The following is a 21,736-nucleotide window of genomic DNA, read 5'->3' on the forward strand; positions in this document are numbered from 1 at the left end:
TTATGCACTTTTTATCGCCCATATTGGAAGAATATATTGCGGCCCATTCCCAGGAAGAGCCAGAGGTATTGCAAGAGCTTACTCGGGAGACCCACCTTAAAGTGGTACGGCCCCGTATGTTGACAGGGCATTTTCAAGGTAGGGTGCTGAGTTTGCTGTCAAAAATATTAGGCCCCAAAAACATTTTGGAAATCGGTACCTATACGGGCTATTCGGCCATCTGTTTGGCGGAGGGCCTATCCAATCAGGGAAAATTGCATACTATAGATAAAAATGAAGAATTGTACGAGATACAAAGACGATATTTTAACAAAAGTGGGTTCGGAGGCCAAATTGTACAGCATACCGGGGATGCCCTGGAAATCATACCGGAATTGGATATCGTTTTTGATTTGGTTTTTATCGATGCAGAAAAATTGGACTATCCTGCTTATTTTGAAGCCGTTCTTAAGAAAACACAGTCCGGAAGTGTTATTTTATCGGATAACGTACTATGGTCCGGAAAGGTAGTAGACCCACTGGATCCCAAGGACAAAACCACAAAGGTAGTACTGGATTATAATAGGCAATTAAAGGATGATCCTAGGGTAGAAACTGCACTTTTACCCATTAGGGACGGCCTAACTTTAAGTAGGGTACTATAAATCTAACGTAGATTGCATAAAAAAGCAAGGCAGACAGAACTCCGACCATGGCGCCCACTATAATATCCACGGGATAATGAACTCCCACATATATACGGCTCAAAGCAAAAAGCAGTGGCCAAATATAAAATAACCAGCACCACTTAAACCTATTTCTGAGAAAGAGCACTACCAGTGTTGTAACGGAAAACGAGCTTGACGCATGGCCCGAAAAAAAACTATAGGTGATCGGGGTTTTTAGAATCCGTATCAACGTATTGACCTGAGGGTCATTGTTGGGCCGTAACCGGGCTACGTATTCCTTGGTTATATCCGTGGCGGTGGTAATAAAAAATACCAGGGCAATTACCGTAAAGGAAACAAAAATTGCCTCCCGCTTCGGGTATTTTAGATAAATGATAATAAAAAATAGAATGAACAAGGGAATCCAAGTGGATATATCGGTAACCGTAGACCAAAAAAGGTCGTATTCTTCTATTCCGAGATTATTGAGGTAAATAAAAGTGTCCCTATCCCAATGAAGAATCTTTTCGAGCATAAGTGCAACTATTGTCGCTTGATGGTGCCCGTAACCTCATCCACACTTTTTTTCACATCGCCCAACTCCTTTTTAATTCCATCACCCAAGTTAGTGCTGACGCTGTTTTTCACATCATCAATATCTTTTTTGATATCAGATACCAAACTGGTGTCTATACCCTGTTTTTCTGCACTTCTCTGAATTTCTTGTTTAATATCTTCCGTGGCATCCTTTAATTGTCGCATGCCCTTCCCCAATCCTTTGGCAATGCCTGGAATTTTATCGGCACCGAAAACCATGACCACGATAAACATGATGAAGAATATCTCCCCTCCGCTTATGAACAAAAAGTGTAAAACATACATACTACAAATATAGTCAAGTTTGGATAGCAATCGAAAAGACCTCCAAGGTTTCCTATCCAAAAGATAGACCAATTACTTGGGACTAAGCAGATTCATGCTTTTTTGTAGCTTATTTGCCCTTGATGTTCTTCTTAAATTTTTCAAAATCGGATTTTTCCTCTTTCTGGGGCCATGAATTATTGGTAATATCTATGTCCGCGGTTTCCATTTTTGGATCTACCACGACGCCCACCAATTCCTTATCAGAGGCAATGACCCTGCTGACTTCGTCATCGTTTTTCCTCCATATTTCCGGTGGATAGGTGATGTTCTCCTTTGTACCGTCCGCATAGGTATATTCAACGATCAAAGGCATGGGAATTCCGCCTGGCTTATCAAAAGTAATTTCATAAAAGTATTTGGGCTCGCTTACACTTGCTCTTTCCTCCGCACTCATCTTGTCCATCATAAACTCCTTTAGGAATGTTGAGTTTTGTGAAGCTTCCCTTCCCTTTAAGTTATCGTCAAAATCATCACTATCTTCCTCGGCCAGAAAAACCTGGGGCAATAAATCCGCCTCGGTAATGTTCCTTTCCGCCATGTACTCGCGCATCACTTTTGTAGGCCCATTGTTTACAAAATACTTTTTAATACCCTTTACACCTATATCCACATGATCCGTGGTATAGAACCAAGACCTCCAATACCAATCCAAATCCACGGCCGAGGCATCTTCCATGGTCCGGAAAAAGTCCTCAGGAGTAGGATGTTTAAACTTCCAACGTTGTGCATAGGTTTTAAAGGCATGGTCAAAAAGCTCCCTGCCCATAATGGTCTCCCGAAGAATATTTAAGGCTGTTGCTGGCTTGCCATAGGCATTCGGTCCTAGTTGGTATACATTTTCCGGATTGGACATAATGGGTGCCAATGTGCTTTGATCTCCCGCCATATAAGGAACCACTTTATGTGGTGCCCCCCTTTTGGACGGATAAGCATCATGACCCGCTATTGCCCCAGGATATCGCTCTCCAAATTCTTGCTCTGCCATGTACTGCATAAAAGTGTCCAAACCTTCATCCATCCAACCCCATTGCCGTTCATCGGAATTAACGATCATCGGGAAAAAGTTATGGCCCACCTCATGTATGATCACACTGATCATTCCAAATTTTACCTTATCCGAATACGAACCATCGGTATTGGGGCGGCCATAATTCCAACATATCATGGGATACTCCATACCCTGGTTTTTGGCATGCACCGAAATGGCCTTGGGATAAGGATAATCAAACGTGTGCTCGGAATAGGATGTTAAGGTATGCGCCACTGCCTTGGTAGAATACTCCTCCCATAATGGATTTCCTTCCTTGGGATAAAGCGAAACGGCCATAACATCCTTGTTACTCATTTTAACGGCCTGCATGTCCCAAATGAACTTGCGGGACGTAGCAAAACCATAATCTCTTACGTTCTTTGCTTTGAAGCGCCAAGTTTTCTTTTTTTGCGAAAAACCTTTTTCGGCCGCCTCGGCCTCTTCCTGGGTAACAATCAATACGGGCTTGTCATAGGATTTTTTTGCTTGGTCATAGCGTCTCAACATCTCCCTGGAAAACACCTCTTTTCTATTCTGTAGGGTTCCGGTAGCATCCAGAACATGATCCGCGGGCACGGTAATGTTCACCTCATAATCCCCGAAGGGCAGGGCAAACTCACCACTTCCCCAAAACTGATGGTTCTGCCAACCTTCAACATCGCTATAAACAGCCATTCTTGGGAAAAACTGGGCGATAACATAGGCCCTATTCCCGTCCTTTGGAAAATACTCATATCCTGATCTTGCCCGATTCACCGTATGATCAGGAATATTAAAATTCCATTTAATGGAAAAGGAAATCTGTTCTTTACTTTTTAGCGGTTCGGGAATATCTATCCGCATCATGGTCTGATTGATGGTATATGAAAGGGGCTTCCCATTGGCATCTTTAACAAATTCAATGTTGAAACCGCCATCAAAGGGCTCGGATATATACTTTTTCACAAAGTCCTGTACTCTCTCGGCCTGGGCAATTTTTGTTTCATTTCGTAAGGCGGATTTGGTATCCTTTGTCCGCACATTTTGATCCACCTGTAACCAAAGGTATTCCAGGTCATCCGGGGAATTGTTCGTGTAGGTAATGGTCTCCTCCCCGTACATTCTGGCATTCTTATCATCCAGTTCAATATCCATAACATAATCTGCCTGTTGTTGATAATAATCCGGGCCGGGAGCACCGGAAGCCGATCGATACGTATTTGGCGTGGCAAACTCCTCGTAGAGCTGCTTAAACTTATTCTGGTTATAATGGCCAGGTTCACGGTTCTCATTATTATTTTGTGCGAGTGCCGTACCTATAAAAAGGAATAACAGTGAGGTTAAACCAAGGGAAATAGTCTTCATTCTTGTTTAATTTAAAAGCGCGAAAGTTAAACTTTTTTTGGTTTTGGGAAGAAAAATGTTACAAATTTAACATTCCGTTAGTATCTGACTTGGTGAGTACAAAGCTTTTTTTCTTTCCATTCATCCGAAAGTGGACTATGTTCTGCTGTTCATCGAACAAATCCGTGAGTACTTCGTTTCGAATACGAATGCTACTTTTATTTTTTAAATCGATTTTGGGTATTTCTATATAACATATGACCACATCATTGTCGTATCTTTTGCCCAAAAACTCATAGATCATATCTTCATCGTCTATCTGTACTGCAAATTTCGTTTTTAGATATCTTTCAATAAATGTATTAGCGGTCTCGGATTCCTTATCGGTTGCCAGATGCCCCTTAAAATCATAACGCTCTTCCAGGACACTTTCAAGGTCGTCGATGAAAATCCGGCAAGTTATCTGTAGGGCCTCATCCTTTTCCGAATACCCAATGTTAGTGACGCTTATATAAAACTTATGTGCCGTAACAAAGGCAAGTAGGGGTAGAAGAATCAATAGAAAAAGTCCTTTTTTAAGAATTTTCGTTTTCATACTTCAAAAATAAGCAAACCATATGCCAAAATGATATTTAGGGTTTGATGTTTAATGCTAGTGACGGTTTCTGGTTACTTATAATTACCCTTCACCGTTTACCTCTCACCCTTTACTTTTCACTTTTCACTGCTTAATATTCACTGTTTATAAGGAGATAAGTTTTTGGACTTTGAGATTTGATGCTTCGACTGCGCTCAGCATGACAATTTTGGTGCTTCAATCCCAGCCCGACACGACATAGCAGTTAGTCGCTGATTGTTCATTGTTAATTGTTTACTGCTTACTGATTACTGCTTACTGATTACTGATTACTGATTACTGATTACTATAAGTTAAGCTTTCAAATTTTGATGCTTCCACTTCATTCAGCACAACACTTTTGGGGTCCAGCACCTGGCACATAGTACCTAGTACCATAAAAATTAGTCCAATTCATTGTTACTCCGATAATACCTACTTTTTTTTCGCATGTATTCCCATATCTTTAGCCGGTCATGGGTGTTTACGATTACTTGAAAAGTAGAATCTACTTCACAGAAATACATAAAATCGGGTATGTTTTCTTCGGGTATTTTCAAATCCTTTACAAAAAGGGAGTCAGGATAAAATTCCCTGACCCTTTGGGTGCGTTCATATTTTGCATTTCGTTTTAGCCGCTGTTTCAACATTTTGGTACGCCCCGAAATAGCGTTCAAGATAGGGTTTATCGGAACCAATCCCCCCCCGGTAGTAGCTTCATAAAACTTTCGTTCGGCCTGTGACGGGGGCTTCACATAAGCGTTGGGCAATCCCAAGGTGGAAGCGGTAACCACGGGCTCCGTATCCAGGTTATTCAAATCCGTACCCACATCCCCGGATAAATTATAGAGACGTACCACCACTTCATCCAATTCCGTAAGTGCTTCCTCCAAAGGGACCAGTAATGATGCGCTTTCGAAAATTTTTGTACTTACTACAATTTCCTTGCGTTTATACTGAATGGCTGAAAATACCAAGGTATCATTGAGTTTGACGGAAATGGAAAAAGACCCGTTTACATCGGTTATGGTGGCCTTTTGAGCGGTAATATTCAATACATGGGTAGCCGCCACATCCCCATCTTTGCTATACACCCGTCCTTCCAATCTTTTGGAAAAAAGGGATTGGGCCTCCATGGCAATGGAGCATAAAAGAAAACCTATAAGAAGTGTACTACTTCCCTTCATCCAAGGACTTACGGAATGTTTGGCTATGGGTTACCAGAAAATCGATCAACTGAAATTCGTTGTCTTTTCGCAGCAAGGATTGCGCCGGCATCTGGGAATCACAATAAAGCAAGAACGCATCAATCTTATCCTGAGGCAGCTTCAGGTCCAATACAAAAAACTCATCATCATAGATCTGTCGTAAGGCTTCGCTAACCTTTAGCCTTGGCCTATCTTCTTCTTCCGCCTTTCCGGACTTCAACAATGCCCTGAAAATATTGGCAATATTTAGGCCATCCCGCATTCCTCGATCCGTTTGCGACATAGCTATATTTTCCACCTCCGTGGAACGGTCTATTTCGTATTCAAAGCCTTTGAGTTGCTCGTTCTTAAGTTCCAAATAACGTTCTTGGTTCTCGGGGGATAGTACTACCTCGTCCAGTTCCGTAACTTTCTCGTTTACCTCTACCACCAAACGGTTGCGACTAAGTATTTCATCGGTAATCTTTACAATCTGCAATTGATAGTTTACCGCAGTAAACACCAGTTCATCACCTTCTTTGACCCGTATGGCAAACTCGCCATTTTCATTGGTGATCGTTGCCCGTTCCGATGTAGTATTAATTACATTTTCGTTAACAACACTACTGTTGCGATAGAGCACCTTTCCCCTAAGAATTGTCCGCGTATCGTCCTGTGCAAATCCAACGTTGACAAAAAAAATGCAAAGGAACAGCGATGCTAGGAGTTTCATTATAGTTTTTTTAAGAAAGATAAAGAAAGTATAACTTATCCTCATAAAAAAACCGACGTCTCTAAACTTTTGTTAATTTACGGAAAATCGACATTTTTATTAGGAACGATTGCCTTGGTTTTAATGCGTCCAGGCTAGCTCGGAGCACTTTTCACAACATTGTTTTCACTTCACCCCAATACCTGCGCATTTTAACCGCTAAAGTTAGGTATGTGGGTAGATAATTTTATTTTTGTTAGTCCCGCCAATCATGGCGTAAAGTGTCTTCCTATGAAAGCGAACATAGTGCTCCTGTCCATTGGTCTTCTCGTCTGTAGTCTGGCGAACGGTCAGATTAAAATTGGGGATAATCCTCAGAACATAGACCCTGCTTCTGTACTGGAATTGGAAAGCGACTCGCGGGTTTTGGTCATTACCCGAATCAATACGCAACAAATGGAAAGTATTGTTCCCAATCCGGGGGCTTTGATCTATAATACGGACACCCAATGCATCCATTATTTTGATGGCACGCAATGGGCCAATTTATGCGAATCCGCAGACCTTACGTTTACAGCCGACCCTATAGAGAACGCACTCAGCACCATAGTCATAACACGAAATGACGACAATATTAATTTGGAAGTAGCCCCCAATAGTATCCGTACCGAACAGATCGTAAACGGTGGTGTTAATGGGGTGGATATCCAAGATAATTCCATTGGCCCCAATAAATTGGCGGATGATGCCGTAGGCAGGGACGAGCTTTCCGAAAATGCCGTAGGTGTGGACGCCCTGGCCGTGGATGAGTTCAGTTTGGGCGATTTTGCCAACACCCCGGGCTTTATTACCGGTGCCGATATTGTAAGCAATGACCCGGACAATGCCATTACGGATAATGGCGGGGCGTTCTATGATGATAGTGCCTTACAGACAGCGGTGGCGACCAATACAACGGCCATTGCCAACGATGGTGATACCAATGCAGCCAATGAAATTCAAAATCTGACCCTGATAGGCGATCAGCTATCAATTTCAGGTAGCAACACAGTAGACCTAGGTCCATTTAACAACACGGGAAGTGATGAACAAAATTTGACGGGAGCCTCATTGAATAGTGCCAATATACTTCAGATCGACATTGAAAATGGAAATTCTACTACAGTCGATTTATCTCCCTTGGCCGGGACAGGAACAGACAACCAAAACCTAATAGGTGCCTCATTAAATGGTGCCAACATACTGCAAATAGACATTGAAAATGGTAACTCAACAACTGTGGATTTAAGTCCTTTAGCCGGAACCGGAACGGACAGCCAAAATCTAACGGGAGCTTCCCTGAATGGTGCCAATGTGCTTCAGATCGATATTGAAAATGGAAATTCGACTACCGTGGATCTTAGTCCTTTGGCAGGTGGAGCGGCCGACGGAGTGATTACCAATGTTGTTCTCAACACTACCAATTTACAGTTTACAGGTGTCAATGGAGGATTTAATGGTTCTGTGGACTTATCTCCCCTTAGTGGCACCGGGGCCGACGGTGTGGTGACAGGGGTAGCACTAAACGGGACGGACCTGGAGTTCTCAGGAACTGCACCCGGGTTTATCGGGACTGTGCCCTTAGGGGGTATTGACACTACGCTAGATGAGGCGGCAGTGGATGCATTTGTCAATAACAATGGATACCTTACTGCAGAGGTTGATGGTAGTATTACGAATGAAATTGAACTACCTCCAGGGGGTAATAATGGTCAAATTTTATCTACGGATGGGGCGGGCAACTATTCGTGGGCTACCCCTACTGGGGGAGGTATAGATACTAATAATTTTATCACAGGTGGTATTCTTAATGTAGAGAGCTTGGAACTAACGGGAACTGGTGGTGCAGGCGCAGTTATTGACCTTTCCGCCTTTGCTCTGGATACGGACATTGTGTCCACTACCATTGTCAGTACTGACACACCCAATTCCATTACTCCAGGAACAGATGGTGGGGCATTATATGACGATCCAGATGCAGATTCCAGCAATGAGATACAGGCTTTTACCTCAATCGATGGTTCCGTTACCATTACGCCCGTAGGAATTAATGACTTCGATTTATCTGTGCCTGCTGGCTCTGACAACCAGAACCTGGGCGCAGCAACGCTCACAGGGAGCGACCTGACCATAAACATAGAGGACGGGAACCCCACAACGGCCGACCTCTCGGCTCTGGCCACAGACCTCGAACTGGCCGCAGCCATCACCGCATCGGAGGGACTCGACAACGACACCGACGACCAGAACGAGATACAGGCCATTACCTCCACCGACAACTCGGTGACCATAACCCAGACAGGGGACGATTTCGACCTATCAGTGGCTGGAGGGGGAACGGACAACCAGAACCTGGGCGCAGCAACGCTCACAGGGAGCGACCTGACCATAAACATAGAGGACGGGAACCCCACAACGGCCGACCTCTCGGCTCTGGCCACAGACCTCGAACTGGCCGCAGCCATCACCGCATCGGAGGGACTCGACAACGACACCGACGACCAGAACGAGATACAGGCCATTACCTCCACCGACAACTCGGTGACCATAACCCAGACAGGGGACGATTTCGACCTATCAGTGGCTGGAGGGGGGACAACGGTATCCGTAAACGCACCTTTAACGGGTGATGGTAGTGGGGGCAGTCCTTTGGGAATAGCCAATAATGGAATCACATCAGCCCTGATTGCCGTTGGCGCCATACAGGGAAGTTTTGGAGGAGGTCCCAGTGTCATTATTGCCAATACTATTGGTCAAGGTGACATAGGAGACAATGCCATTGGACCTGGGGAGATTCAATCAAATGCAGTTTCCTCTGATGAAATTGATGATGATAGCATTACAAATGCTGACATAAATACTGGTGCAGGAATAGAGGGAACTAAAATCGCCCCAAACTTTGGTAATCAGAATATCACAACCAGTGGTAACCTATCAATTACTGGCGCTGGAACGGTTACGGTGCAAGGTAACCTAGAACACCCAGATTACGTTTTTGAAAAATATTTCAGAGGATATTCCAACATTTATCCAAATTATGACTTTGAGGATTTATCAACAATTGAACGTTTTGTAAAAAAGAACTTTCATTTACCGGGTCTGCAGTCAGCAAAAGAAATTAAAAATCAAGGGTTTTGGGATCTTGGAGAAGCATCTCGAATAAACCTGGAAAAAATAGAGGAACTGTTCCTCCATACCATTGCTCAGGAAAAGAAGATTGAGAAGCTTCAAAATGAAAAGGACTCGCTGTCCCAAGAAGTCCAGGCGTTACGGAAAGATATCCAACAAATAAAGGCTATGCTCAAAAACAACAAAAGTAAAAAGTGAAAGAGATTCTTTACATACTGGCACTTTTAAGTACCACAGGGTTAGCGGCCCAGACCGCGCTTTATAACAGTGGCAATATCCGTATCCATGAGGAAGGGCAACTAGGCTTCCATACGGATCTGATCAATGATTCCACTTTTGACGAAAACTTGGGACTGGCCGGATTTTATGGCGTTGTCCCCCTTACCGTTTCCGGAGCTTTTATTCCCCTATTTTTTGATGTGGAACTGGCCAATGATAATGGCGTATTGCTCCAAGTGGGACTGGACAATGCCAACAATACCAATTTTATCTCAGGGGATTTTTTAACCCCTCGCAATCAGAGTGATGTTACTTATAATTTTTTGCCCGATGCCTTTTATGTCGGCGAGGGAAACTTCTCCAAGGTCAACGGCTATGCTGAGGTCATTAGCCAACAAAACTTTACCTTCCCTATCGGTGATAATCAACAATTACGACCCTTGATCTTAAATTCCGAAGGGGTCAATCCCTCTGCGAAATGTGCTTATTTTTTGGAAGACCCCAATAACCCGACCTCCTTTAACGAAGGTTTTGATACGGAAAACAGGCCCAGGGACATGGGTGCCATAAGTACAGTGGAGTTTTGGCGCCTAGTGGGCAATGTGTCCTCAACCATTAGTATTAGTTGGAACGAACGAAGTAATATGGGGGCATTGACCGACGATATCAGCACAATAATCCCCGTGGGATGGAACAAAAGTACGGGGCGTTGGGAAAGACTTGGGGAAGGTGGCGCTGTCGGAGATCTTGATCAAGGTTTTGTAGTATCCGCCCCTTTTATTCCCGATAACTATGAAATCCTCACCTTTGGAGCTTTGGGAGAACCTACGGACATACTCGATTTGGACAACTACCTGATTACACCTAATGGCGATGGCCTAAACGATTTTTTGACCATTCCCGAGCTGGACCAATCGCCCAACAATATCCTTCGGATCTATGACCGGAATGGGTTAAAAGTATTCGAGAAAAGGAACTACGTAAATGAGTTTAACGGATTTTCCAATGTGGATAATATGGTCATTACCCGGGAAAAAGGGCTCCCGATCGGAATCTATTTTTATATTGTTTCCATGGAAGACTTAAATCTTGATTTTCAAGGGTTTTTGTACCTATCACGATAACAAAATCGCATTCCATCACATCGATTAAGTGCCATTTTATCAGGTAATTTGTCGGTACTACCCCATTCACAACATTTTATAGCGACTACACAACATTTTACGGACCTCCATCCCTTTGTCCTTTAATTTTACGGGGAATTATACCATTTACCCCCAAATTATAGCCAAATGGACTTTAAAAAACTCGGATGGATACTACTATTTATAGGAGTTAATTTCGCAACTGCACAGGTAAAAATAGGAGAAAACCCAAACACCATCAACGGGGCCTCCATCGTTGAGCTGGAAAGTACGGACAAAGCTTTGGTACTTACCCGGGTCTCCACTTCACAAATGCAAAGTATTGTGCCTCTTCATGGAGCCATGGTGTACAATACAGATACCCAATGTATCCATTACTTCAATGGTGCACAATGGAACAATCTTTGCAACGGATCGGGTTCCACCGGAAACGTTTCATTTATAGATAATGGCAATGGTACTTTTACCTTAAACGATGGCAATGGAGGCACAATTACCTTTAATGGTGCTGCTGAGACCACAAGTACTTTGGTCGATAATTTTGATGGAACCTATACCTATACCAACGAAACTGGTGGCCAAACCGTAATCTCCTTTACTACAACAGATAGTCAAAATATTAGTACGGATGGTACGGCAGGAAATATTTCCATTGATAATGGCAATAGTATTACATTGAATGTTGATGATGGGGATGCCGATGACCAGAATGAGATTCAGGACTTGCAATTTAATTCGGGAATCATCTCGCTAAGCAATGATCCGGATGCGACGACTATAAATCTTTCAAGTTATGACGATTCCGCAGCGATAGCGGCACTCCAGGCGGACGTGGACGCCAACGAGACCGACGCCGACAACGCAATAGCACTCAAGGAGGACGCCGCCAACAAGTCTACGGACGTGAACCTGGCGGACGCCACCAACACCCTGTTCCCAACGGAGCTCGCAGTGAAGACCTATGTCGACGCACAGGTAGGGGGCATAGCACCCGACGACGATGTCTCAGCGGTTGACTTCGACGGGACCAACCTGAGCGTGACCGAGGGAGGCAACACACTATCGGCAGACATTTCGGCACTGGACGATTCCGCAGCGATAGCGGCACTCCAGGCGGACGTGGACGCCAACGAGACCGACGCCGACAACGCAATAGCACTCAAGGAGGACGCCGCCAACAAGTCTACGGACGTGAACCTGGCGGACGCCACCAACACCCTGTTCCCAACGGAGCTCGCAGTGAAGACCTATGTCGACGCACAGGTAGGGGGCATAGCACCCGACGACGATGTCTCAGCGGTTGACTTCGACGGGACCAACCTGAGCGTGACCGAGGGAGGCAACACACTATCGGCAGACATTTCGGCACTGGACGATTCCGCAGCGATAGCGGCACTCCAGGCGGACGTGGACGCCAACGAGACCGACGCCGACAACGCAATAGCACTCAAGGAGGACGCCGCCAACAAGTCTACGGACGGAACACTTTCGGGTAATTCGGATGTGGACTTCCCAACCGAACAGGCCGTAAAAACTTATGTTGATACAGAGGTGGGAGCCATTAATACCGTAGGAGCTGAAACTAATAATAGCATTTCGGCCGGTGCCAATGGTGGAGCTTTTTACGAAAGTCCTATTAAAGCATTTGGTAAAATTGGTTCTAACGGAAGCGTTATTAGGGCTACCACAGGTGTAACCTCAACTAGGCTAAGTACCGGTCGTTATCGTGTCACATTACCTACGGGGGCCGTATCCGATGCGAATTATATCATACAACTGACCCAACCAGGAAGAGGCGGCGCCGGTAATGATGATCCTGGCATCTCCTACTCCAATCAAACATCCACCACTTTTGAAGTGATTGTTGGCGATAATGACAATGGCGGAACGGACAGAAGCCGTTTCAATTCGGAATTTATGTTCACGATACTTGATTTATAAGGCACCCTTGAAGAACTTCTATATCATACCACTACTTTTCTTGTGTTGGCATACATCCCATGCACAAATCGATGGTACCTTGTTAATGGGTCTTACCAACGCCACGACCAGTGAAATGAATACGGTTTCAAATCCTGTTACCGGCTCATTACTATATAACACAACGGAACAAAATGTGTTCCAATACAATGGTAGTACTTGGGAAAGTATAAGCAATACTTCGGGTTCCTGGAGTATGAGCGGTAATTCGGGGACATTGGCCACCACTGACTTTATTGGGACGACCGATACGCAAGACTTTGTCCTGCGCTCCAACAATGTAGAAAAACTGAGATTGGTTCAAAACAAAGGCCAAGTTTTGGTCAATCAGGCCCCTTCATTTAATGACCATCCTTTGGTGATACGTGCCAATGGAATCGATGTGCTCGCCTTTCAGGACAATACAGGTACGGCCCAGTGGCATTGGAATCTTTTGGGAAACGGATTGAACTTTGTGGAGTCGAACGTTGCGGACTACCGCCTTTTTCTAGAAAACGGAGGCCAAGTGGGAATCAATACCAATACCCCTTCCGAGCAGCTTGATGTAAATGGTACTGCGAGAATACGAACCTTGGGAACAGCCACAAATACGGATGATATTTTGGCCGTAAATGCAACAGGGGTTCTACAAAGATCTAAAATCAATTTTGGAGGCCGTTGGACCAACTCCAATACAAGTACCAATTTAAATGTAAACAATACAGTAGCTCCCATATTTGGAACACAGGACTATGCCGATGACGGGACCAATTTATATCAGGTAAGTGGAAATACGCTTATTGTAAGGGAGTCTGGCAGATATGATATCCGAGCAAACTTGTCCTTGGTCGGCATTAATTCAGGAAATAATAGACAAAGGACCAACGTAAATGCACGCATTGCCATAAACGGGACCCCGGTGGGGGCCATAGCGGCCTCAGGATATATCCGATGGGCCAGTGGCCATGACCGTTCCAGTATTCACCTAAACGAAATTTTACAATTGAACGCCGATGATGTGGTCTCCATTATCACATATAGGGAAGCCAATTCAGGTACCGTGAATTTTAGTGGTACCGACGAATCTAGTTTTATGATCAATAAACTGCGATAAGATTATGAGAATCAAGATATTTATATTTTCTTGTTGCTGTTGCATCGGTCTATACGCCCAAGATGCCATACATAACTATGGTGCACTTCAATTACATGATGGCACATCGGTCGGATTTCACTTGAATCTTATTAATGATGGGGATTTGAATCAAGACTTCGGTCTGGTCGGTTTTTACGGAGAAAATGAGAACTTGGATGTCTCTGGGAACCAAGCTCCGGTTTTTTTTGATACCGAAATCGCAGTAGATAACGGATTACTTTTAAATATTCCCATTTACATTTCCAATAATGTAAATTTTATTTCGGGCCACATTATTACCCCAAAAAATGACCCCAACTTTTTTCTGAACTTTTTGGACAATGCCTTTTACGTTGGAGAAAACGATATTTCCATGATAGATGGCTACGCAGCGGCAACAAATACGGATAACTTTGTTTTTCCAGTGGGTGACGACGATAGGTTGCGTACGCTGCAAATAGAATCCGCAGCCACGAACGCCTTGGTAAAATGCGCTTATTTTAAAGAAGATCCCAATACCTCCCAGTCCTTGGGCAAAGGCTTTAGTACTTCACAAAAAGCCACATCCTATGTTTCAATCAGCCAACGGGAATTTTGGAAATTGGAAAGTGCCATGCCTTCACGGGTAACCCTTACTTGGGATTCCCAGAGCAATATTAGTGCATTAGGAGAATTCATAAGCGATGTAAAAGTAGTCGGATGGAGCAAAGCTGAGAACCAATGGGTAAATCTTGGAAATACACGGGTAGAGGGAAGTATGATCTCGGGATCCGTAACATCCGAGGAGTTTATTCCCAATGATTATGAAATAATTACGATTGGAGGAAACGATGATCTTACGGAAACTTTTCAAACCATAGAACTGGATAACTATTTTCTTACACCTAACGGGGATGGCAAAAACGATTTTCTTGTTCTCGAAGGGATTGAAAATTCTCCTAATAACACCATGCAAATTTTTGACCGTTACGGGGTGCTGGTCTATTCAAAAACCAACTATAACAACGAGTTTAATGGGTTATCCAACCAAGGGGCCATAGTAAACAAAAATGCCGGACTCGCTTCGGGAGTATATTTCTATATCATTACGATGAACGATCTACGACAAAAACACCAAGGGTATTTGTACGTTTCTTCTACTAAAAGATAAAAGAAAATTTAAAATCTCTCCGTTTTTTGAAATCCAAAAATTCATTTCTTAACAAATAAAGGGATTAATTGGTTAATTTTAGAGGTAGTTAAGAGGAAGTCCCAAATGAATGGGTTTTACAATGCACGGTTTTAAAGTCAAAGAAATTAGGGCAGAGGATACCTATCCGGTCAGACATTCGGAACTTAGAAAAGGAAGGCCGGTGGAGGAATGTAAATTTGTAGGGGACGAAATAAAGACTACCATCCATATTGGGGGCTTTTATCAGAACCAATTGATTGCCGTAGCTACCTTTTTAAAACAAGATCATACGGATTATGATTTTCAAAATGCCTACCAACTTCGTGGTATGGCGGTAGTACAAGAGTACCATAAAAAGGGTTTTGGAAAAATACTCCTTACCTTTGCGGAAACACTGCTTTTGCGGAAATCGATACGCTGTATTTGGATGAACGCGAGAATTAGTGCCGTAGCTTTTTACAAAAAGCTGGGATATAATACCGTTGGCGATGTTTTTGAAATTCCAAAAATAGGCGCACATTATGTAATGTTCAAAAAGTTAAACTAATCATGGAGCGTAGATCTTTTATTAAAAAAAGTGGCCTTTCCGGTTTGGCCCTGTCATTGATGCCCAATTTGGGCTTAAGCAAAGAATTTGAATATTCCATTTTAGAACTCATGGGCAAAGTGGATATTGAACTTTACGGGAAGGGTATCAATCTAAGGAAGAGGGCACACGACGCCTTTGTAGATATGAAAAAAGCCGCCTATAACGATGGGATAGACATAAAAATTGTATCTAGCTATCGTGATTTTTACCGCCAAGAAGGTATTTGGGAGCGTAAATTTCTAAGATATACGGAAGATGATGGCATGGAGCCTTTGGAGGCCATTGACAAGATTATCGAATACTCTACCATTCCAGGGACGAGCAGACATCATTGGGGTACCGATATTGACATTATAGATGGATACCGCAAGGTGGAGGGGGATGTCCTTGATCCTTCCAAGTTTGAAAACAACGGTCCCTTTGTCGATTTGAAAAAATGGATGGACGAAAACTCCAATGACTATGATTTTTATTTGGTCTACACGGACAATCCCGGGAGAAGAGGTTTCAAATATGAACCTTGGCACTACAGCTACGCCCCCATATCCATCCCTATGTTGACCGAATTTCGAAGAAAGAATATTTTAAAATTACTGCAAGAAGAAGATTTTATAGGAAGCGAGCATTTCACCAATGGGTTTATCAAAAATTACGTCCAGGATAATATTCTGGACATTAATCCAACTCTTTTATAAGTTTTTTGGTATCTTGAAATTGAGATAGGACACTAATCATCATGAGAAGGGGAAGTTGGAAAATTCGTATTTTCATTGGTTTGGCCATTGTGGGCTTTGCCTTTATCCAGCGCTGCAACAACAAAGAAGAAAATCCGTATACAGGAAGGGTACAGACCATTGACATGACCGCGGAACAAGAAATTGCCATTGGACTGCAAAGTGCTCCCGAGATGGCCCAACAACACGGGGGGCTTTATCCTGATGAACGCCTACAGTCCTTTGTAGATGCCGTTGGCACCAAACTCATAAGCAATAGCATAGCGCGGGAGACACCCTACAAATATGATTTTCATCTCTTAGCAGATGACCGTACCATAAATGCCTTTGCCCTGCCCGGGGGGCAGATATTCATTACCTATGCCCTTTTCTCAAAATTGAACGAAGCCCAATTGGCCGGTGTTCTTGGGCATGAGATAGGCCATGTAATCGGTAGGCATTCAGCGGAAAGAATCGCGGAAAGTAGCTTCTGGCGGACTGTTTCCATGGGAGCATCAGTTGGAGCGGATGCAGGGGGAATCGTGGGCAGTATTGGGCAAAACACCCTTTTAAAAAATGGAAGGGGCGATGAATTGGAAAGTGACGAATTGGGTGTATTATTCATGATTCGGTCCGGGTATGAACCTAGGGAGATGATCAAGGTAATGGAAATCCTAAGAGACGCTGCCGGATCTAATCGAACACCAGAATTTCAAAGTACCCATCCCGATCCCGAGAATAGGATTCAAAAGATAAAGGAGGCCATCCAGAAGTACGAAGGACGGTAATAATGCCACTTCAACCTTAAGAAAGGTTAATTCAACCTGCAAGCCTAGGTTTTCACATCTGTTTTGTTATATTTGTTTCACAAATCTTTCCTGCCTCAGATTTAACCCCTTATAGCTTTAATTTAATAACTTGTGCTGGATTTGTTTCAGCATTTAAATGAAACTATATGGGAACACTTACACATTTTAAGAACCTTTACACGGAAGCTTTTGAGAATTGCAAGCCCGAAATAGTGGTGGTACTTCTTAAGGTATATTCCGTTTTTTGTGCCCTTATGATCCTTATGGCGGTATATGCTTTTATGCACAGAGCCTTAAATGGATTTGAATTTTAAACCCGGAATTTATTTGCTCTTTTACGTGAACACTATTTGAAGTAAATAATGGGAATTAAAAAACCCTTCGGCCTGTCGGCCGAAGGGTTTTTTCTTTTGATTGATGAATTATCTTAGCTTCCCATGGCTGCCTCAATAACGGCCAAGGCATCAGTGGCCTTTGAAAGTTGTGCATATTTTTTGGCGGTATAACCTTTGTCACTTTTTAACCTTAGGTTAGCTCCATTTGCAATAAGTAATTCAAGAATCTCCGCTTTATTGTAACGGGCGGCGAATATGGCCGGGGTCATTCCCAAAGATTTTTTGTTTACATCCTCGCCGAGCTCTATTAAGCGCTTAACGGTATCAATATCCCCTTGCATGATAGCTTTGCAAAAGGCACTGACTTCAACCTTGGCCACTACATTAGGGGTGGCTAGATTTGTTTGATGGGTTTCTGATTTGGCATTCGCGGTTGCGCCTACTAGCAATAATGCAGAGGCAAAGGTTAGAATTGTTTTTTTCATGATGAATACATTTAATTGATGAAATAAATTTTGATTATACAAAGATAGACTGCTCTTATGCCCTTTTGTTACGTAATTAACAGTTAATTAATTAAACTTTAACAAATTCAAAAAATCCTTTATGGATTTTTTCACATTCAATAAATCCGCTTATTTTCCTAGGGTTCATTACTTTATACATACAAAGCTCCACATTGGTTGCAATTTATGCAATCCGTTTATTGCGCAATTGTACATTTTCAAAACCATTGATCAGGTATTTCTTGTCCTTGCCCCAACCATATCCGCCCATTTCGCCCGTTTCTCTGATTACCCTATGGCAGGGTATCAAATAAGCAATAGGGTTCTTTCCTATGGCAGTTCCTACCGCGCGTACCGCATTGGGTTTGTTTATGGCCTTTGCAATATCCCCGTAAGCTACAAATTGAGCAGAGGGAACGGAAAGTAGAGCTTTCCAAACACTTACTTGGAACGGCGTGCCCCTAAGATCTAATACAATTTGTTTTTCCGGAATTTTCCAATTGGTAAAGTAATCCCTCACCATCTGGCCGTAGGTTCCCAATTCTTGACGAAAACAGGCTTCTGGAAATATGGACTCCAAAAGTTCAATAGGTGAAGTATTTTCCTTTAAAAATTCCATTTGGGTTATCCCCAAATCGGATTCCGCAATGACCAATTTACCAAAAGGAGAATCGATTACCTGATATTTCAAAACTAGTCCTTCTCCTCTTTTTTGAAACTCGCCTGGGGTACAAGATTCTATTTTAATGAACATGTCGTGCAAACGACCATTTCCCGAAAGTCCTACTTCGTAAGCAGTAGCCAGGGTAGATTGTCCTTCGTACAAGCACTTTTTTGCATGTTCCACCGTAATATATTGCAAAAACTGCTTCGGCGTAACGCCGGCCCATTCATGAAACAATCTTTGAAAATGATATTTACTTAAATGAACATGTTTGGAAACCTCCTCCAAACTGGGCTGAGACCTATAATTTTCTACGATATAGTGGATTGCTCTTTCTATGATATGTCCGTGATATGTTTTTTCCATGTTTCAAAAGTAACTGAATTGGCCGCGTTGCACAATCCGTTTCTTGCTACTTCATATAGGTAAAAAAGAAGGTCGTATTATTGGCAATTCGTACCAGATCATACTACTTTTGAAGCTCCTATAAAAATCGAGAGATGAACAAAAAAGTGATACTAATGATTTTGGATGGTTGGGGAAAATCCCCGGACCCCAAAGTCTCTGCCATAGATAATGCAAATACGCCATTTATTGATGGTCTTTATAAAAAATATCCCAGTGCCAATCTTCTTACCGATGGCATGAACGTAGGACTTCCCGAAGGCCAAATGGGTAATAGTGAGGTAGGCCACATGAATTTGGGTGCAGGAAGAATTGTATATCAGGATCTCGCCAAAATCAATTTGGCCGTAAAAGAGGATAAGCTTAAGGAAGAAAAAGTGTTACAAGAGGCATTTGCCTATGCTAATGCAAATAATAAGGCCGTACATTTTTTAGGGTTGGTGAGTGATGGAGGAGTACATAGCCATATATCCCACCTAAAAGGTTTGATCAATGCCGGGGAAAGTTACAACGTGCAAAATATGTATGTTCACGCCTTTACCGATGGAAGGGACGTTGACCCCAAAAGTGGTAAAGGGTTTTTACAGGATCTTGTGGATTTCTGTTCAGATAAAAATGCCTCATTGGCTTCTGTAATTGGCAGGTATTTTGCCATGGACCGCGATAAAAGATGGGATCGCGTAAAACAGGCCTATGATTTAATGGTTCATGCCAAAGGGGAAAAGTCGTCCCAAATATCGGTAACCGTCCAAAAGAGTTATGATGACGGTATAACCGATGAGTTTTTAAAGCCGATAGTAATGGTCGATAAGAACAATGCACCCCTAACCAAAATTGAGGAGGACGATGTTTTGATTTTCTTCAATTTCAGGACGGATCGCGGGAGGGAGCTTACACAAGTGTTAAGCCAACAGGACATGCCCGGACACCAAATGAATAAATTAAACCTGTATTATGTTACGTTAACCAATTATGACGATTCCTTTAAAGGTATCAAGGTGGTATATGACAAGGATAATATTAAGGAAACCCTTGGGGAGACCTTGGCGTTGGCAGGAAAAAAACAGATTCGTATTGCTGAGACTGAAAAATACCCACATGTGACTTTTTTCTTCAACGGTGGTCAGGAAGTTCCCTTCGAAGGGGAACAACGGATTCTATGCCCTTCACCCAAAGTGGCTACGTATGATTTAAAACCGGAAATGAGTGCCTATGAAATACGTGACGCTATTATACCTGAATTGGAAAAGATGGAAGCGGGTTTTATATGTCTAAACTTTGCCAATCCGGATATGGTAGGTCATACCGGGGATATGAATGCGGCCATAAAAGCTTGTGAGACCGTAGATCAGTGCGCGGAATCTGTAATTACGGCCGGACTAGAGAATGGATATTCTACCATAGTCATTGCAGACCACGGCAATTGTGATACTATGATTAATCCTGACGGCAGTCCCAATACCGCCCACACTACAAATCCTGTGCCCTTAATTATAGTTGATGAAGATATTAAGGAAGTAAAAGATGGCGTGCTAGGTGATATAGCCCCGACAATACTTAAACTCATGGGTATTCCCCAACCTCAATTGATGACCCAAAAGCCCTTAGTTTAAAGAACTTATTGCATTTGTTTACCTTTGCGGCCTATGGTAAAAACAAAAACATCGGAAGAAATAGAATTAATGCGCGAGAGTGCATTGATCGTTTCCAAAACATTGGGTATGTTGGCCGGGGAAATAAAACCCGGAATCACCTCTTTACATCTGGATAAACTTGCAGAGGAATTTATTCGAGACCATGGTGCGGAACCTGGTTTTTTGGGTATGTACGACTTTCCCAATACGTTGAATATGAGCCCCAATGCACAGGTCGTCCACGGTATCCCGAATAATGAGCCATTGCGGGATGGCGATATTATTTCAGTAGACTGCGGCGCACTTAAAAATGAGTTTTATGGCGATCATGCCTATACCTTTGAAGTTGGGGAAGTTGCCGTAGAAACCAAAAAGTTGTTGCAGGTCACTAAGGAATCCCTTTATATCGGTATTCGCGAGTTCAGGATGGGAAACAGGGTTGGGGATGTAGGTTTTGCCATCCAAAATTACTGTGAAAGTCACGGCTATGGTGTAGTCCGCGAACTGGTCGGCCATGGTTTGGGCAAGAAGCTACACGAAAGTCCGGAAATGCCCAATTACGGAAAACGTGGGCGTGGTAAAAAATTTGTGGAAGGTATGGTCGTTGCCATTGAGCCAATGATAAATATGGGTACACGCAGAATAAAACAACTTAACGACGGATGGACCATTTTGACCGCAGACGGAAAACCCAGCGCACACTTTGAACACAATGTTGCCCTAGTGAACGGCAAACCGGAATTATTGTCTACGTATCAGTATATCTACGATGCCCTAGGGATACAAAGTGATGAAGAAGCCGAGTTTCGGAGACACGAATTTCACTAATTCCTCGAATTTCCGTT

At 43.1% G+C, this 21,736-nt stretch carries 20 protein-coding genes; 12 read left to right on the plus strand and 8 right to left on the minus strand.

The window, feature by feature from the left end:
• Positions 1-2: 2 nt before the first annotated feature.
• Positions 3-644 (plus strand): O-methyltransferase, encoded by a 642-nt coding sequence (locus tag D7Z94_RS19485; protein ID WP_120713308.1) that lies wholly within the window; start codon positions 3-5, stop codon positions 642-644.
• Here D7Z94_RS19485 and D7Z94_RS19490 read toward each other — a convergent pair.
• The 6 genes from D7Z94_RS19490 to D7Z94_RS19515 all read right to left on the minus strand — a co-directional run bounded on the left by D7Z94_RS19490 (position 610) and on the right by D7Z94_RS19515 (position 6,460).
• Positions 610-1,182 (minus strand): phosphatase PAP2 family protein, encoded by a 573-nt coding sequence (locus tag D7Z94_RS19490; protein ID WP_120713309.1) that lies wholly within the window; start codon positions 1,180-1,182, stop codon positions 610-612. The two genes, D7Z94_RS19485 and D7Z94_RS19490, sit on opposite strands and share 35 nt — an antisense overlap.
• Before the next feature lie 8 nt (positions 1,183-1,190).
• Entirely contained in the window at positions 1,191-1,529 is a 339-nt protein-coding gene (locus tag D7Z94_RS19495; protein WP_120713310.1) for a Sec-independent protein translocase subunit TatA/TatB, read from the minus strand.
• A 109-nt stretch (positions 1,530-1,638) separates the two neighbouring features.
• The gene (locus D7Z94_RS19500; RefSeq protein ID WP_120713311.1) at positions 1,639-3,945 is read right to left on the minus strand and encodes a M1 family metallopeptidase; all 2,307 of its coding nucleotides are present in this window, start codon (positions 3,943-3,945) and stop codon (positions 1,639-1,641) included.
• Positions 3,946-4,003: 58 nt separating this feature from the next.
• Entirely contained in the window at positions 4,004-4,519 is a 516-nt protein-coding gene (locus D7Z94_RS19505) for a DUF6702 family protein (protein WP_120713312.1), read from the minus strand.
• 425 nt (positions 4,520-4,944) lie between these two features.
• A complete protein-coding gene (locus tag D7Z94_RS19510; protein ID WP_120713313.1) occupies positions 4,945-5,727 on the minus strand; it encodes a carboxypeptidase-like regulatory domain-containing protein in 783 nt (260 codons plus the stop codon).
• A complete protein-coding gene (locus D7Z94_RS19515; RefSeq protein ID WP_120713683.1) occupies positions 5,714-6,460 on the minus strand; it encodes a carboxypeptidase-like regulatory domain-containing protein in 747 nt (248 codons plus the stop codon). Before D7Z94_RS19515 ends, D7Z94_RS19510 begins: the two co-directional genes overlap by 14 nt.
• Positions 6,461-6,730: 270 nt before the next feature.
• Here D7Z94_RS19515 and D7Z94_RS19520 point away from each other — a divergent pair, with 270 nt between their 5' ends.
• The 9 genes from D7Z94_RS19520 (at position 6,731) to D7Z94_RS25795 (ending at position 17,661) form a co-directional block, all read left to right on the plus strand.
• Complete coding sequence (locus D7Z94_RS19520; protein WP_147415938.1) at positions 6,731-9,805, plus strand: hypothetical protein; 3,075 nt, start codon at positions 6,731-6,733, stop codon at positions 9,803-9,805.
• Positions 9,802-10,950: a gliding motility-associated C-terminal domain-containing protein gene (locus tag D7Z94_RS19525; RefSeq protein ID WP_120713315.1), complete on the plus strand. Its 1,149-nt coding sequence runs from the start codon at positions 9,802-9,804 to the stop codon at positions 10,948-10,950. Before D7Z94_RS19520 ends, D7Z94_RS19525 begins: the two co-directional genes overlap by 4 nt.
• A gap of 168 nt (positions 10,951-11,118) precedes the next feature.
• Positions 11,119-12,912, plus strand: coding sequence for a beta strand repeat-containing protein (locus tag D7Z94_RS19530; protein ID WP_120713316.1), 1,794 nt, complete (start codon positions 11,119-11,121; stop codon positions 12,910-12,912).
• A 7-nt stretch (positions 12,913-12,919) separates the two neighbouring features.
• Positions 12,920-14,044 carry a hypothetical protein gene (locus D7Z94_RS19535; protein ID WP_147415939.1) on the plus strand — a complete coding sequence of 375 codons (1,125 nt, stop codon included), beginning with the start codon at positions 12,920-12,922 and terminating at the stop codon, positions 14,042-14,044.
• Between the two features lie 4 nt (positions 14,045-14,048).
• On the plus strand, positions 14,049-15,215 hold the full coding sequence (locus tag D7Z94_RS19540) for a gliding motility-associated C-terminal domain-containing protein (protein WP_120713318.1): 1,167 nt from the start codon (positions 14,049-14,051) through the stop codon (positions 15,213-15,215).
• Between the two features lie 109 nt (positions 15,216-15,324).
• The gene (locus D7Z94_RS19545; protein WP_120713319.1) at positions 15,325-15,783 is read left to right on the plus strand and encodes a GNAT family N-acetyltransferase; all 459 of its coding nucleotides are present in this window, start codon (positions 15,325-15,327) and stop codon (positions 15,781-15,783) included.
• A 2-nt stretch (positions 15,784-15,785) separates the two neighbouring features.
• Positions 15,786-16,520, plus strand: a complete 735-nt coding sequence (locus D7Z94_RS19550; protein WP_120713320.1) for a M15 family metallopeptidase — start codon at positions 15,786-15,788, stop codon at positions 16,518-16,520.
• A gap of 41 nt (positions 16,521-16,561) precedes the next feature.
• Entirely contained in the window at positions 16,562-17,326 is a 765-nt protein-coding gene (locus tag D7Z94_RS19555; RefSeq protein ID WP_120713321.1) for a M48 family metalloprotease, read from the plus strand.
• Positions 17,327-17,493: 167 nt separating this feature from the next.
• Positions 17,494-17,661, plus strand: coding sequence for a DUF6747 family protein (locus tag D7Z94_RS25795; RefSeq protein ID WP_170158856.1), 168 nt, complete (start codon positions 17,494-17,496; stop codon positions 17,659-17,661).
• Between the two features lie 113 nt (positions 17,662-17,774).
• On the opposite strand, the gene D7Z94_RS19560 is transcribed toward D7Z94_RS25795, so the two are convergent.
• Both D7Z94_RS19560 and D7Z94_RS19565 read right to left on the minus strand, forming a co-directional pair.
• Entirely contained in the window at positions 17,775-18,167 is a 393-nt protein-coding gene (locus D7Z94_RS19560; protein WP_120713322.1) for an ankyrin repeat domain-containing protein, read from the minus strand.
• A 205-nt stretch (positions 18,168-18,372) separates the two neighbouring features.
• The gene (locus D7Z94_RS19565) at positions 18,373-19,218 is read right to left on the minus strand and encodes a bifunctional helix-turn-helix domain-containing protein/methylated-DNA--[protein]-cysteine S-methyltransferase (protein WP_120713323.1); all 846 of its coding nucleotides are present in this window, start codon (positions 19,216-19,218) and stop codon (positions 18,373-18,375) included.
• Between the two features lie 134 nt (positions 19,219-19,352).
• Between D7Z94_RS19565 and gpmI the strand changes: the two genes are divergently transcribed.
• Both gpmI and map read left to right on the plus strand, forming a co-directional pair.
• Positions 19,353-20,870 (plus strand): 2,3-bisphosphoglycerate-independent phosphoglycerate mutase, encoded by a 1,518-nt coding sequence (gpmI, locus tag D7Z94_RS19570; protein WP_120713324.1) that lies wholly within the window; start codon positions 19,353-19,355, stop codon positions 20,868-20,870.
• Positions 20,871-20,903: 33 nt separating this feature from the next.
• Positions 20,904-21,719 carry a type I methionyl aminopeptidase gene (map, locus tag D7Z94_RS19575; RefSeq protein WP_120713325.1) on the plus strand — a complete coding sequence of 272 codons (816 nt, stop codon included), beginning with the start codon at positions 20,904-20,906 and terminating at the stop codon, positions 21,717-21,719.
• Positions 21,720-21,736 lie beyond the last annotated feature (17 nt).

The sequence above is a fragment of the Ulvibacterium marinum genome, assembly GCF_003626755.1.
GTDB classification, from domain to species: domain Bacteria; phylum Bacteroidota; class Bacteroidia; order Flavobacteriales; family Flavobacteriaceae; genus Ulvibacterium; species Ulvibacterium marinum.

Coding starts and splice junctions, on each gene's coding strand:
- D7Z94_RS19550 (WP_120713320.1), top strand. CDS start 15,786: ATGGAGCGTAGATCTTTTATTAAAAAAAGTGGCCTTTCCGGTTTGGCC.
- D7Z94_RS19530 (WP_120713316.1), top strand. CDS start 11,119: ATGGACTTTAAAAAACTCGGATGGATACTACTATTTATAGGAGTTAAT.
- D7Z94_RS19560 (WP_120713322.1), bottom strand. CDS start 18,167: ATGAAAAAAACAATTCTAACCTTTGCCTCTGCATTATTGCTAGTAGGC.
- D7Z94_RS19505 (WP_120713312.1), bottom strand. CDS start 4,519: ATGAAAACGAAAATTCTTAAAAAAGGACTTTTTCTATTGATTCTTCTA.
- D7Z94_RS19510 (WP_120713313.1), bottom strand. CDS start 5,727: ATGAAGGGAAGTAGTACACTTCTTATAGGTTTTCTTTTATGCTCCATT.
- gpmI (WP_120713324.1), top strand. CDS start 19,353: ATGAACAAAAAAGTGATACTAATGATTTTGGATGGTTGGGGAAAATCC.
- D7Z94_RS19565 (WP_120713323.1), bottom strand. CDS start 19,218: ATGGAAAAAACATATCACGGACATATCATAGAAAGAGCAATCCACTAT.
- D7Z94_RS19500 (WP_120713311.1), bottom strand. CDS start 3,945: ATGAAGACTATTTCCCTTGGTTTAACCTCACTGTTATTCCTTTTTATA.
- map (WP_120713325.1), top strand. CDS start 20,904: ATGGTAAAAACAAAAACATCGGAAGAAATAGAATTAATGCGCGAGAGT.
- D7Z94_RS19540 (WP_120713318.1), top strand. CDS start 14,049: ATGAGAATCAAGATATTTATATTTTCTTGTTGCTGTTGCATCGGTCTA.
- D7Z94_RS19515 (WP_120713683.1), bottom strand. CDS start 6,460: ATGAAACTCCTAGCATCGCTGTTCCTTTGCATTTTTTTTGTCAACGTT.
- D7Z94_RS19485 (WP_120713308.1), top strand. CDS start 3: ATGCACTTTTTATCGCCCATATTGGAAGAATATATTGCGGCCCATTCC.
- D7Z94_RS19545 (WP_120713319.1), top strand. CDS start 15,325: ATGGGTTTTACAATGCACGGTTTTAAAGTCAAAGAAATTAGGGCAGAG.
- D7Z94_RS19520 (WP_147415938.1), top strand. CDS start 6,731: ATGAAAGCGAACATAGTGCTCCTGTCCATTGGTCTTCTCGTCTGTAGT.
- D7Z94_RS19495 (WP_120713310.1), bottom strand. CDS start 1,529: ATGTATGTTTTACACTTTTTGTTCATAAGCGGAGGGGAGATATTCTTC.
- D7Z94_RS19490 (WP_120713309.1), bottom strand. CDS start 1,182: ATGCTCGAAAAGATTCTTCATTGGGATAGGGACACTTTTATTTACCTC.
- D7Z94_RS19555 (WP_120713321.1), top strand. CDS start 16,562: ATGAGAAGGGGAAGTTGGAAAATTCGTATTTTCATTGGTTTGGCCATT.
- D7Z94_RS25795 (WP_170158856.1), top strand. CDS start 17,494: ATGGGAACACTTACACATTTTAAGAACCTTTACACGGAAGCTTTTGAG.